Consider the following 12,773-nt stretch of genomic DNA (forward strand, 5'->3'; position numbering starts at 1 on the left):
TCAGGGAACAATAAGCCCGACTCCGGGCCACATTTCAAAACTGAAACTCCCGTGCAAGTCGGTGCGGTACACCGCCGACGAATCGCCCGTGACAATCCGGAGCTTGTTTACCACCTCGTCTTTGGGGTGGCCGTAACGGTTATTTTTACCGACCCCGATAGCCGCATACCTGGGGGCCACCCGCGCGAGAAACTGGAGCCCGCTACTGCCCGCGGAACCATGATGCCCGACTTGGAGCAAGTCTGCCGACAAATCACGCGAGAGTTCCATCAGGCGGTTTTCGCCCGCGGTATCCAGGTCGCCTGTAAGCAAGAATGCGCTTTCACGCCCCGCCTGCGGACCGACCATAGAGCCCATGAGGACCACACTCGCCCGATTTTCGCCAAAGCGCCCGTAGCTGACTGGCCACAGGCATTCAAGCCTTAGCCCCTCGGCAAAGTACACCGTGTCGCCGCGTTCAAGCGTATCTACCGGAATCTTGTACCGCCGCGCCACCGTGTAAACGCTATCGCTCACGAAGCCCACCGCGGTGTCCAGCCCCACCAAGAGGCGCCCGACCTTGAGCCGCCCCGACTCGATTGCCGCGCCCATTTCCATAAACCCACCGCCGTGGTCCCGGTGAAAATGGCTCACCAGCACCCAGTCGAGCGACTTGACGCCCCTCGACGCAAGCGTATCGGTGAGTCCCGCCGAATCGGGCCCGGAATCGTACAGGGCGTATCGCCCCTCATGCTCCAGGAGCACCGCAAGTCCCTGCCCCACATCCAAAAACGTGATTCGCACCGGCACGGGCTCTGCACCCCAGCCACTGTCGTAAGAGCACCCCGACAGCAAAACGCCCCAAAAAACGCCGAGAAGCGCGCTCCAGAGCACGGCGCAAAGCAGCTCCCACATGTAAATCCAACGGTTCATAGCAGTCTCCGATTTTGAAAGGTCCTCTTATATACACGCCAAAAACCGCAAAACCGTCTGATTTTGTCCCCAAAAATGAAAAAAGGACTGATTTTTACTATATTTAACCCTAAACCGAGGTTTTTTATGCAATTACCCAAGTACAAAAAGAAAAAGCGTATCAAGCTGAAAGTCTGTCAGGAACCCGGCTGCGGCCGTGAATTCTGGGGCCACCCGATCGCCAAGTACTGCGAATTGCACCGCGACATCAAGCAGCGCCAGAAGCAGAAGAAGGACGTGGACAACATCGAGTCCAAGAACATCATCTTCCGCCACAACTACACGGAATCCATGGACCTCACCTTCAAGTGCTGTCTCGAAGGCTGCAACGAAATGTTCACCATTCGCGTGTTCCCGAAGCAATACATTTACCCCCGTTTCTGCGAAGAACACCGCAACGATTTCAAGCGCGCAAACTACCTGCGCATCATCTCCAAGATGAAAAACGACTAAAAAAGGCGCATTTTACAAAAAAAATGTGGAGCCACCCTTGAAATTTGGGGCGGCTTTTTTATATTTGGCTCACACTCATGGTGGGTGTAGCTCAATTGGTTAGAGTCCCAGATTGTGATTCTGGATGTTGTCGGTTCGAGTCCGGTCACCCACCCTTAGAAAAAACCTCGCTAGTTTCCTAGCGGGGTTCTTTTTTTTGTTCTTATGGAGGAAACAAAAGCGTTTTTAATCGTCTTCTTTTTTCACCGGGTTATAGGGCTTATCAAGCGAATTGAGCTTGACATGGATTTCTACAATAGCAGTATGTTCTTCAACATCCGGAGCCACCCCAATGGTATATCGAATCATATATCCCGCAATAGCACGAATCTTATCCGAATCAAACTCATACGCCTCCCCAACAAACATGGTATCAAGCCAGACCACATAATGAACGTTCGAATATCGAGGATCGTCCCACTCATCGCCATCCCACAATCCAGCATCATGTATCAATACGCTTCGTGCTTCATATAAATCATCCAAATTAAACTCAACCTTAAAGGCATCCTCGTCCATCAAATATTCTTCTGAATTCGTTTTTTCATCTCCTCGAACAATCACCCCTTGGCAACATTTATCCAAGGTTTCCGGAGTCTTTTCTTCTAGAACATAATGGTAAATAATGTCATGAAGTTCCTGCCATTCCTTCGTATGGCCGGGCGTTTTCGAAGACAATTCATCCTTTTCAGGATCATAGAACGCCTCGGCATAGGCTTCTACATATTTTTCAAATTCGGGAACCGATTCCGTGTATTCCCATCCGGCAATATTTTTGCGAATTGTTTCCAATTGGCCGTTTTCTTTGGCTGAATGAGCCCAATTGGCAATTTTTGTTTTCATTTCAGCATTCCACTCGCCCGTTTTGACATAAGATTTACTTAACGAGTCTACACTATAAGTAAGATGCGCATTCTTTTCGGATTCCGTCTGCGCCGTCAGGAGCACACTCGCCGCCAAAAGGGCTGCGTTGCCTTCCCCAGGTTTAAGGATATCCAGGTCTGCAAAATCACCGACATCTTCTTTAATGTCGAACAGTGCAAGGATTTCCTTTTTCGCAAGAGCCCTTGCTTCCGCTACAGGCATTTTCTTTTCATCCACAAGATACCTTACGCGATCATATTCGAGCTGCGTAAACACGTTGATATTCACGGTACTGCGATTTTCCAAATTAACAAAGGCGTGCAGCAATACTTCTTTCTTCGACTTTACCCCAGTATGTTCATCTAGATAATAACCCTTCACATCGATTTCAGCACACGGAGAAGCCATGTTAAGATTTTCAACATTGTACACTCCGTTTTCCATCTCAATACGAGCATACCCAGACTCTTCGGCATCGCTCTTTCTTCTTAATGTTTCGCAATCGAGTTCAACCAAAAATGCGTAAGAATCAATAAACGGTCCCTTCTGTGCTACACCAGTCAACGTCTTATTCTTGATGGCATAATTTTCAGAACTCGAAGATTCTACCCTTGTTGTATCAGAAGATCCATTTTTTTCCGAGCTTGAAGATACGACCTTTTCAGAACTCGAGGACTTAGCCTTCTTGTCCTTGTGGGCAACCGAAGACGAAGAAACACCTTCGTCGCCGCCGGATTCCACGTCCTCGATATATTCTTCCGAATCTCCCCCAGCGACACTGCTGTTGTCGCTAGAACAACCCGTCGTCATCAGGGCCACACCAATGCACATTGCCGACGCAGACAGCAAGCCGGCACTAAAAAATTTTTGGAGTTTGTTTTTCATTTTCATCCCTTCTTTGTTTGAATGTTTGTATCAACGGCCATCAGTTCAGCTTCAAACCAATAGCGGATTGTCCTTACTCTTCTTTTTTCGGGGGAATGTAAGGCTTACCATCCCTATTGGTTTTAACCGCCACTATTAAATAAATCTCCTGTCCTACTGCATCCGCCCCCTCTCCCAAAGTGAAACGGACTTTGTACCCCAAATGCATATCACCATTTCCAAAGAGTAGGGTATCCATCCAAACCTCATAATGAACACCGGGGTAACGTTCGTCGTCCCATTCATCGCCATCCCATACAAGGCCATCTTCAATCAGCCGACGTTGCAACGCTTCCTCGCCTTCGTGATCGTACATTTCGTGATACAATTTTTTGTCCATCAAATATTCGCCAGCATTCGTTTCTTCATCATCCCGATACACCCGAGAATCTTCCTTTAAGGTTTCCGGAGTATTTTCTTCTAGAACAAAATGGTAAATCACGTCATGAAGTTCCTGCCATTCCTTCGTATGGGCGGGCGTTTCCGAAGACGATTTATCCTTTTCAGGATCATAGAACGCTTCGGCATAAGTTTCTACATATTTTTCAAAATCCGGAACTTCATCCGTATATTTTGCGACATTCTTGCGAACCTTTTCCAACAGGTCCTTTTCTTTGGCGGAATGAGCCCAATTGGCAATATCGGTTTTGATTTCGTCATCCCATACGCCAGTCTCCACAAAACTTTCTTTCATATCGTCCACACGATAAATCAAATGCGCATTCTTTTCAAGATCCGTCTGTGCCGTCAGGAGCACACTCGCCGCCAAAAGTGCTGCGTTGCCATCACCAGGTTTAAGGATATTCAGGTCTACGAAATCACTGACTCCGTCTTTGACGCCAAACGCAGCCAGAACTTCTTTTTTCGCCTGTTCTTTTGCCTTTACCACAGTCATTCCCTTTTGACTTACAAGATATTTCATGCGTTTGTATTCAAGTTCCGTGAATACGTTGATGTTCACGGCATCATGTTCGGTCAGATTCACAAACGCTTCAAGTTCAACCTCCTTCTTTGATTTTTCGCCAGCATGCTCATCCAGGTAATGGCCTCTAACCCAAATTATAGCACAAGGAGTAGAAAAGCTGATATCTTCGATTTTGTATTCGCCATTGTCGCTTTGTATATCTACACTTCGAGTGAATTCGTCTACCCATTTCAGAGTATTACAATCAACTTCTGCCATCCAAACCGAACCATCAACGAACGGGCCTTTCTGCGCCACGCCAGTCAAAGTCTTATTCTTGATTGCGTATTGTTTTTCTTCGACACTAGAAGAATCTGCTTTTTCGGAGCTTGAAGATTCCACCCTTGTTGTATCAGATGATCCATTATTTTCCGAGCTTGAAGATTCGATTTTCTCGTTCTTTTCAGAGCTCGAGGACTTCGCCTTTTTATCTTTGCTTGCAACCGAAGACGAAGAAGCACCCTCGTCGCCACCGGATTCCACGTCCTCGATATATTCTTCCGAGTCATCCCCGGCAACACTGCTGCTTTCGCTGGAGCAGCCCGTTACCACCAGAGCCATACTGACGGCTGCCAACGCCGTGATTTTTCCAAGTTTATTTTTCATTTTCTACCTTCTTTTAGTGTTTAAGGTTAATCCTGTTTTGCCCTATACCTTACCGGGATCCATATTGAAACATTTCCTTCAAGACCCAGAGATTGACAAAAATATCTAACATTGTATGTTGCTTCAATTTCGGCGAAACTCACTGGCCAACTCCAATGCACAAGTATGGAGTCCAATTCCGCTTTAAAACGGCATTCCGGTTTATTGAGATTAGTCCAATTAAAGCCTTCCCATAGAATACCATCTTCATAAAGCCTATCCGTCAAATGCTGATCATATCCATCATATTGATATTCGGCAACGAATTCGTCTTCAGGCATTCTATATTCATCAAGCCTCGAACTTTTATCGGAACGTTCCACTTTCAAAAATCGAGATTCATGCAAATCTTGAATTGAATTATTCTCCACTACGGACGTAACAGAATCTCTGATGATTTCCCATTCCTTTGCATTGTTCAGTTCAACCGGTTCGGGCTCAGCAGATTCAATCGGTTCGATTTTTTCTTCAGAGTTTGAAGGTTCAGCTTGTTCAGTTTTTTCTTCTGAGGGTTCTGTGGTTTCAGCCGGATCTGTCTTTTCTTCAGGTTCAGCTTTGTTCGGTTCAGTAGGTTCTTCAGGTGCGGCAACATCGCCAGATTCAGCCGGTTCTTCGGATTCAGCAGGCTTTTCAGATTCAACGGTTTCTTCGGGACTCGAAGGTTCTTCAGCCTTCGAGGCTTCTTCGGTGTCAGCAGTCTCAACAACTTCTTTTTTCGACGTTTCTTCGGACTTTGAGGATTCCTCCGTATCGCCCCCGGCAACACTGCTGCTGTCGCTACTAGAACAGCCTGTCACCATTAGAGAGGTGCAGAAGAACATCGTTGAAACAGACAGCAGACCCGCCCCAAGAACTTCATACCATTTGTTTTTCATTTTCAACCTTCCTTATTGGAGTCTTTATTCAAATGTTTTTCACGATCCTCAGCCCAGTAGTAGGCTTCCAATTCCATCGTGAACCCGTAACGGATAGTGCGGTTTCCATTTTCGTCCACAAGAACTTCTGTTAACGGATAAGCGATTATTATATAATAAACATCATCTGTTTTCGATCTAAATGTATACGTCCTTTTTTTCGCCCCTTCCAATTCCGACGCATCACAATTGACATTTTGATAATCTTCATCCATCACGTCTTCATAAACGTACTCTGAATTAAAAGTCCTCTTATCAAGATAATCGCGTTTAAACATTTCCAAGCTATCGGCGCCCCAATCATATTCTTCACGCGAAAGAGCGTAGACTTCAGAAGCCGGAGCGATATCCGTTTGCGATGTATGATGAATTGTCCAACGGACAATAGAACTGTCGTTACTGCATTTCACAAATTTGTGCTTATCATTTTCTCCACAGCCTTCCAGGTATTCGAACTCTTCAGGGAAAGGCTTTTCAGAGCAATCGGCAAACCTTTTTTCTGTGTTCGTTTCGGAACTGGAAGATTCCACCCTTGTCGTATCAGGGAATCCGTTGTTTTCAGAGCTCGAAGACTCAAAGACTTCAGAGTTGGAAGATTCGGCCGGTTCGGAACTCGTAGGTTCCACCTTTTCGGAGCTTGAAGATTCCTCGGTTTTCGAGACCTCTTCCGAACTCGAAGAAACCTTCTTTTCAGAACTCGATGACTCGACCTTTTCGCTCTTTTTAGAGCCAGATTTTTCCGAGCCGGACTTTTCGGAACTGGAAGACACGTCGATTTTCTCGTCGCTATTGGATTCCACGACTTCGGAATATTCTTCCGTATCGCCCCCCATTACGCTGCTGTTGTCGCTAGAACAGCCCGTTGCCATCAACGCGACGCTGATATAGGCCGTCGACATCATGAACAGGCCTGCGCTAAAGATTTTTCCAAGTTTGTCTTTCATTTTTTCCTTCTTTGTTGGAGTGTTTTCGCATCCCTCACATCTACAAATATAGCCTTATTCAACAGATTTGGAACACAAAATTAGCGTTTTTCTTTAAATTTTACGCTTTTTAAAGATTTTACTAAAATTTAAGCAAATTGGAATACAAGTTGTGTATTCCTAGAACACAGCGAAAATCACGCCGTAAAAAAAGAAAAGGCCTCGCAAAATTGCGAGACCTTTCTGCTTTTGTTAGGGTAGAAGTCCTTTACTTTGTCACATAAACAGCCGACAGCTCTACAACAAACCCATAACGGATTGTCCGTGATCCACTTGGACGCACCAACAATTGCGGCACGGAGAATACGTAGACAAGATACGAAGCGTTCTTCAGATCCATGCGGTAAGAATACACAGGTGTCGTTTCGCCAATCTCGCTCAAATCTTCTTCATCGTACGGGTAGTCATACAATTCGTTTCCTAAATCCACTATACTTTCATCGTGTTCTTTACCAAATTCGAATCCAGAGCCTCTACCTAGCCACTCCGACCTGAAATGATCCAAGCTATCCGTCGAGTATTGTTCAAACTCCGCCGCAAAAGTATATGTCCTCGGAACAGAGAATTCCGTTTCGTAAACATCGTGACGCGTTCTCCAAGTCACGACTACGGAATCACCAGGGCAACGCGCTTCTGTAATTTCATAGTCATTTCCAAGCAAGTAACTCAGTTCATGGGGGAATTCCGTGTTAGGACATCCCGAGGTATCTTTTTTTGTAACAGAGGAATCTTTCGCCGTAGTCGAAGTATCCGGCTTTACGGAACTCGTATCACGAACGGAAGAATCTCGTACAGAGGTATCGCGAACGGATGTGTCGCGAACGGACGAATCACGCGGCATCACAGAACTCGAAGAGCGCAAGCTATCCTGCAACAGCGAATCACGGATAGAAGAGGAACTAGAAAGCAGGGAATCGCGTACAGAGGAACTCGAAGAAGTCGAATCAGCCTTTACTTCGCTGCTGCTAGAGGCCGCCGTGCTATCGCGCGAATCTTTGTTCGAAGAAGAGGAATCCACTTTTTCAACCGAGTCCTGCTCGACAGAAGAAGAGGAGACTGTTTCTTCAAGCGAATCCCGCTCAGCGGACGAAGAGCTTTCTTCGATGGAGTCAGCGGGTTCTACAACAGGAATGTACTTTTCGAATGCGGGAATTTCGTCAACGTAATCCAGGCCTTCGATATTCTTGCGGATTGTTTCAAGTTCACCGTTTGCCGAAGCTTCGGTTACCCATTCTGCAATAGCCTTTTTCGTTTCAGAGTCTTTCCACTTACCGGTTTCGGCAAAGGAATCGTCAAACTTATCAAGGCGCTTGGCAAGTGCGGCCGCATCAGCGTCGCCCTGCATCATCACGCTTACAGCCAAGAGCGCGGCATTACCGTCACCCGATTCAAATACATTCAGGTTTTCGAATTCGTCAAATTCGCCCTTGATATCGAAGGCGGCAAGGACTTCCTTTTCGGCCTGCGTTTTAGCCTTGGCCAGAGCCTTGCTCTTTTCCTTCACAAGGAACATCACGCGTTCGTATTCCAAACTGGTGAGCACGTTGACGTTCACGTTTTCGCGATCCTTGAGGTTGGTCAGCGCACGGAGAGTCACTTCATCCTTCGTCTTTTTGCCCGTGACTTCGTTCAGGTACTTACCCGTGACTTCGATGACCGCGCAAGACGCATCGAGAGCAACGCTATCGAGAGCAAAGTCGCCCTTATCGCTCTTGATTGTTCCTTCAAAAACCTGATCCGTGAATTCCAGCGTCTTACAATCGACACCGCGAACCGTTACCGCAGAGCCCTTCACGAACGGGCCCTTCTGGGCAACGCCCGCCACATCGGCTACAAAGCCGGCATCTTCCGAAACGCCGCCTGCGACGCCTTTTTCTTCTTCAGTAGAGCATGCGGCAAGCAACACCGACATACCCATAATTGCAGAAACAACGGCCAAGCCTTTCTTGGTCGTTCTACGCAAGTTATTCTTCATGATCTCCTTCCTTTTCGGGCGTACCCTTGTCGTCTTTCTTTAAACATTCACTCATCGGGAACAGTTGCAAGTTCAAACGGTACACTTGTTCCGTATCGTCGTCTTCAGTGACAATGGCCATAATGCGGCGACGGCAATCAGCAAGTTCTTTTCTAATGCGTTCGTAGGCGCGGCGCGTAATTCCCATGGTAAGGCCCGACATGTCGCGTTCCGAAAGCGGCAAGCTCAGCGCCTTGACGGCGAATTCGGCCATCTGGCGTTGCAAATCGCGAGCAGCCACCGGCACGGCATCGACAGAGCCCATCGAAATCGCCTTATCCGTCTGGTGGTAATTCCCGTCTTTGTCCTTTTTCAGGAGCTTGGCGCGCACCAAGAAGTCGAGCGTCTGGGAGACCTCGGCTGCGGTAATCGGTTGCTTGCAGGCTTTGGCCATTTCAAGCGGCTTTGCGCCCGGCATATGCGGTGCCAATTCACGCAGCACCACATTTTTCCATGATTTAAAATACTTGAACTCTTCATCCCCCAGCACACGTACCTTGTGAGCATTCGCAAGCGCACAGCGTTCTTCGAACGCGGCTCGTTTTGCCGCATCGCCCTTCGCATGTGCGTATGAAACCATCAGCACAAAGTACGTGTGTTCAAACCCGACCAACCCCATAGCACTCGCTACGGAACCTGCAGCCCCTACGCTCAGGTTTTTCTTCCCCTCGCAGACATACTTCAGATAAACCGCCGACGAAAACCCTGCGTCGCGCGCAAAATCTCGCCAGGTAAACGCAGAAGTACGCTTACGTTCATCGTAGTAGTCCTGGATGAACTTGCGGTAATCTGTGTATTCTACTATCTCCTTCATGAGTACAAATATAGACTAATTTCATTGTTTTGGGATACAAATATGTCATTTTCGCAAAAATTTTACTATTTCCTCGAATTTTTCAAAATTTCAGCATTTTTGGGAATACAACCTGTATTCCAGGAATACAAAAAGAACCCGCCATTACTGGCGGGCCCCTTCTCTCTCCTCCTAGCGATAATTTATTCGGTTTTTCCTTTGCTTTCCGGCTTCTGCTTATAGTAAACATTGACATCTACGGTATAGCCATACTTAAACGTATACGTCACTCCAAAAAACGGATAACCGATAGTCCCTACCTCGGCTTCAAGCACAAACTTCGCCGCAGGCGTTTCCATTTCGTAAAAATAGCGAACAACAACCGGATTGCTCATATTGGAATTCTTCCCCAACGAATCCGACTTCACAAACGTGAAACCGTTATCGGGCAAGGCTTCCAGAAACGGTTCAAACGCCTCCTCGGCAGCCTTTTCTTTTGCCAGTTCAGGAAGGAACTGGTACTGCTGCGATTTTGTCGAATCGACGTTCCGACGGAACTGCCACCTAATCATAAGAGAATCGTCATCATAATCTGCACGGACCTTCGTCGAGGAATATTCTTCCATAAAGGCAAGTTCTTCCGGGAAATCCTTAAAGAAGCGTATCGAGCTATAATCGGTCGTCGGCATTTCCTCGAAGCCATCTTTCAGTACCACGACCTTCACCTTGAAGAAATAGCTGGAGCCATACATAATGCCCATACCTAATTCTTTCGTAATGGAAATCTTGTAGACAACGTTTCCTTTTTTCAACGAATAGACATACGACAGCGTATCGCACCTCACGTCATCTAAGGAATCATTATTTATGGTGCCTTCAAAAGCGAATCCACGCGTCCCCATCAGATTTACCAACGCACTCGCGATGGAATCTCGTCTTTCACGGTCGTTAACCAGTCGTCCCGGGGAGGTGAGGAACCACACTTCCTGCTTGCCTTCGCCAAAACTTCTATAACCGTCGAACGAATATGTCGAATCGAAGAAGTCTAGTTCCGCAGGAAGAGGCGGAATCGCATCTTCGGGTTCACTCGAAGAAGAACTGACAAACGGATCATAAATAGAACTCAACGGCATTTCCGACGAAGAGCTTTCCGAATCATCTTCAACCGACGAGCTGGACAGCGGTTCCACACCCGGAATATGCCAGCGGCCCTTTTCGCACACGAAGTATTCGTTGTACAGATTGCTGAGCTTGTTTATGTTGCGTTTGGTTTCGTTTTCACGTTTGTCGTTACAGACGCCGAGGCCATAATTATTCCACCAGAAGTTCGTGACGTACTTTTCGAACGCAGGCACGGTATCGGCGTATTTCCAATCTTCCACATTCTTGCGCACCGTCGAAAGCGAGCCCTTTAAATCTACATCGCAAGCCCAGTCCGCAATCGCGGTCTTGGTGTCGGCATCGTCCCAGCTGCCGCCTTCAGCAAGCGAAATGCTGAATTCGCCGATGCGTTCGGTAAGGCCGGCCACATCGGCATCGCCTTGCATCAACACGCTTACCGCAAGGAGCGCCGCATTGCCATCGCCCGACTCAAAGATGTTCAAGTCTTCGGATTCGCCAAAATCGCCCTCGATTGCAAACGAAGCAAGCACTTCTTCTTCGGCTTGAGCCTTCGCATCAGCAATCGACATTTTCTTCTTGTTGACCAAGTACATCACGCGTTCGTATTCCAGATGCGTGAGCAAGTTGATGTTTACCGTCTTGCGGTTAGAAAGGTCGGTTAGCGCTCGGAGCGTCACCATGCCCGAAGACTTCTTGCCAGAAATTTCGTCGCGGTAGTAGCCTGATGCTTCAAGGATTGCATACTGCGATCCCAAATTAATATCCTTGATGGCAAAGTCGCCCTTATCGCTCTTGATAGAGCCCTTGAAGCTCTTGCCCGTCTGCTTGAGCGTAACGCCGTCTAGTTCCTGCACGGTCACTGCAGAACCCGTCACGAACGGGCCCTTCTGCGAAACGCCAGCTACTTCCCAGTCTACGACAGCGGTAACGCCAGCATCGCCCGAAGCGCCGCCACCGAGATCCATACTATCGGAATCGCCACCGGAACAGGCCCAGAACACGGCCCCCAGCGCGAGACACCCTATAATTTGTTTTCTCCTCATAATCCATTCCTTGTTCATTAATTTTCTCATTTTCTCTGCCCCTTTTTTAAAACTGTTTCCTTTTCGGTTTTCAAATGTTCACTCAACGGGAACAACTGCACGTTCAGGCGGTAGACCTGTTCCGTTTCGTCTTCCTCCGTCGCAATCGCCACCACGCGGCGGTAATAATCTTCTGTCTCTTTTTTGATGCGTTCGTACGCACGACGCGTTAGTCCAAGCGTATAACCCGACATGACGCGTTCTGAAATCGGCAAGTCAATTGCCTTGATGGCAAATTCACCCATCTGGCGCTGCAAATCGCGAGCGGCCAACGGCACAGCCTCCACCGGCGCCATTTTAATCGTCTTGTCCGTCTGTCGGTAATTTCCGTTCTTATCCTTTTTCAAAAGGTTCGCCTTCACCAAAAAATCGAGCGTTTCAGAAACTTCTGCAGCCGAAATCTTTTGTTTGCAGGCATGAGCAATCTCAAGCGGTTTTGCACCAGGCATGTGCGGCGCCAATTCGCGGATTACGGAATTTTTCCACGACTTAAAATACTTGAATTCTTCGTCCCCCAGCACACGCACCTTGTGAGCATTCGCCAGCGCGCAACGTTCTTCGAACGCAGCCTTTTTAGCTTCGTTGCTCTTTGCATGCGCATAAGAAACCATCAAGACAAAATAGTCATACTCAAAGCCGACAAGGCCCATGGCATTCGCCACCGAGCCCGCCGACCCGACACTCAGATTCTTTTTCCCTTCGCAGACGTACTTCAAGTAGACATCTGACGAAAAGCCCGCCTTCTGGGCGAAAGCGTGCCACGAAAAAGCGGAGCAGCGTTTGCGCTCATCGTAGTAGTCCTGAATGAACTTACGATAATCCGTGTATTCTATGATCTCCTTCATGACTACAAATATAGATTCATTTGGTTTAAATAGAACATAAAATTAGCGTTTTTAGCCAAATTTTACCAATTTCTATTAAATTCACAAAAATTAAGTGTTTTTAGAACATGATTTCATATTCTAGGAACATGATTACGATAAAGCCAAACGGTCAGAAAAGGCCTCGCTAGCATCCTAGCG

10 protein-coding genes and 1 tRNA gene are annotated in these 12,773 nt (G+C 47.3%); 2 read left to right on the plus strand and 9 right to left on the minus strand.

What is annotated here, in order from left to right; translation table 11 throughout:
- On the minus strand, positions 1-912 hold the full coding sequence (locus QOL41_RS02995) for a ComEC/Rec2 family competence protein (protein ID WP_283428597.1): 912 nt from the start codon (positions 910-912) through the stop codon (positions 1-3).
- A gap of 126 nt (positions 913-1,038) precedes the next feature.
- Between QOL41_RS02995 and QOL41_RS03000 the strand changes: the two genes are divergently transcribed.
- Together QOL41_RS03000 and QOL41_RS03005 are read left to right on the plus strand one after the other, a co-directional pair.
- Positions 1,039-1,404 (plus strand): hypothetical protein, encoded by a 366-nt coding sequence (locus tag QOL41_RS03000; RefSeq protein WP_283428598.1) that lies wholly within the window; start codon positions 1,039-1,041, stop codon positions 1,402-1,404.
- A gap of 80 nt (positions 1,405-1,484) precedes the next feature.
- Positions 1,485-1,558 (plus strand) — tRNA-His (locus QOL41_RS03005).
- 71 nt (positions 1,559-1,629) lie between these two features.
- Here the strand turns inward: QOL41_RS03005 and QOL41_RS03010 are convergent.
- The 8 genes from QOL41_RS03010 to QOL41_RS03045 all read right to left on the minus strand — a co-directional run bounded on the left by QOL41_RS03010 (position 1,630) and on the right by QOL41_RS03045 (position 12,593).
- Positions 1,630-3,192, minus strand: coding sequence for a hypothetical protein (locus QOL41_RS03010; RefSeq protein ID WP_283428599.1), 1,563 nt, complete (start codon positions 3,190-3,192; stop codon positions 1,630-1,632).
- 73 nt (positions 3,193-3,265) lie between these two features.
- Complete coding sequence (locus QOL41_RS03015) at positions 3,266-4,801, minus strand: hypothetical protein (protein WP_283428600.1); 1,536 nt, start codon at positions 4,799-4,801, stop codon at positions 3,266-3,268.
- Between the two features lie 26 nt (positions 4,802-4,827).
- Positions 4,828-5,715 (minus strand): hypothetical protein, encoded by an 888-nt coding sequence (locus QOL41_RS03020; RefSeq protein WP_283428601.1) that lies wholly within the window; start codon positions 5,713-5,715, stop codon positions 4,828-4,830.
- A 2-nt stretch (positions 5,716-5,717) separates the two neighbouring features.
- A complete protein-coding gene (locus tag QOL41_RS03025; RefSeq protein ID WP_283428602.1) occupies positions 5,718-6,698 on the minus strand; it encodes a hypothetical protein in 981 nt (326 codons plus the stop codon).
- Between the two features lie 247 nt (positions 6,699-6,945).
- Positions 6,946-8,712, minus strand: coding sequence for a hypothetical protein (locus QOL41_RS03030; protein ID WP_283428603.1), 1,767 nt, complete (start codon positions 8,710-8,712; stop codon positions 6,946-6,948).
- Positions 8,702-9,565: a TIGR02147 family protein gene (locus QOL41_RS03035; RefSeq protein ID WP_173653899.1), complete on the minus strand. Its 864-nt coding sequence runs from the start codon at positions 9,563-9,565 to the stop codon at positions 8,702-8,704. The genes QOL41_RS03030 and QOL41_RS03035 overlap by 11 nt, the downstream gene beginning before the upstream one ends.
- Before the next feature lie 182 nt (positions 9,566-9,747).
- Positions 9,748-11,739, minus strand: coding sequence for a hypothetical protein (locus QOL41_RS03040; protein ID WP_283428604.1), 1,992 nt, complete (start codon positions 11,737-11,739; stop codon positions 9,748-9,750).
- On the minus strand, positions 11,736-12,593 hold the full coding sequence (locus QOL41_RS03045) for a TIGR02147 family protein (RefSeq protein ID WP_283428605.1): 858 nt from the start codon (positions 12,591-12,593) through the stop codon (positions 11,736-11,738). The genes QOL41_RS03040 and QOL41_RS03045 overlap by 4 nt, the downstream gene beginning before the upstream one ends.
- Positions 12,594-12,773: the final 180 nt, after the last annotated feature.

Source organism: Fibrobacter sp. UWB10, from assembly GCF_900182935.1.
In the GTDB taxonomy this organism is placed as follows: Bacteria; Fibrobacterota; Fibrobacteria; order Fibrobacterales; family Fibrobacteraceae; genus Fibrobacter; species Fibrobacter succinogenes_O.

Excerpts from the sequence above, each read along its gene's own strand:
- QOL41_RS03030 (WP_283428603.1), bottom strand. The coding sequence starts at position 8,712 with ATGAAGAATAACTTGCGTAGAACGACCAAGAAAGGCTTGGCCGTTGTT.
- QOL41_RS03015 (WP_283428600.1), bottom strand. The coding sequence starts at position 4,801 with ATGAAAAATAAACTTGGAAAAATCACGGCGTTGGCAGCCGTCAGTATG.
- QOL41_RS03040 (WP_283428604.1), bottom strand. The coding sequence starts at position 11,739 with ATGAGAAAATTAATGAACAAGGAATGGATTATGAGGAGAAAACAAATT.
- QOL41_RS03035 (WP_173653899.1), bottom strand. The coding sequence starts at position 9,565 with ATGAAGGAGATAGTAGAATACACAGATTACCGCAAGTTCATCCAGGAC.
- QOL41_RS02995 (WP_283428597.1), bottom strand. The coding sequence starts at position 912 with ATGAACCGTTGGATTTACATGTGGGAGCTGCTTTGCGCCGTGCTCTGG.
- QOL41_RS03000 (WP_283428598.1), top strand. The coding sequence starts at position 1,039 with ATGCAATTACCCAAGTACAAAAAGAAAAAGCGTATCAAGCTGAAAGTC.
- QOL41_RS03020 (WP_283428601.1), bottom strand. The coding sequence starts at position 5,715 with ATGAAAAACAAATGGTATGAAGTTCTTGGGGCGGGTCTGCTGTCTGTT.
- QOL41_RS03010 (WP_283428599.1), bottom strand. The coding sequence starts at position 3,192 with ATGAAAAACAAACTCCAAAAATTTTTTAGTGCCGGCTTGCTGTCTGCG.
- QOL41_RS03025 (WP_283428602.1), bottom strand. The coding sequence starts at position 6,698 with ATGAAAGACAAACTTGGAAAAATCTTTAGCGCAGGCCTGTTCATGATG.
- QOL41_RS03045 (WP_283428605.1), bottom strand. The coding sequence starts at position 12,593 with ATGAAGGAGATCATAGAATACACGGATTATCGTAAGTTCATTCAGGAC.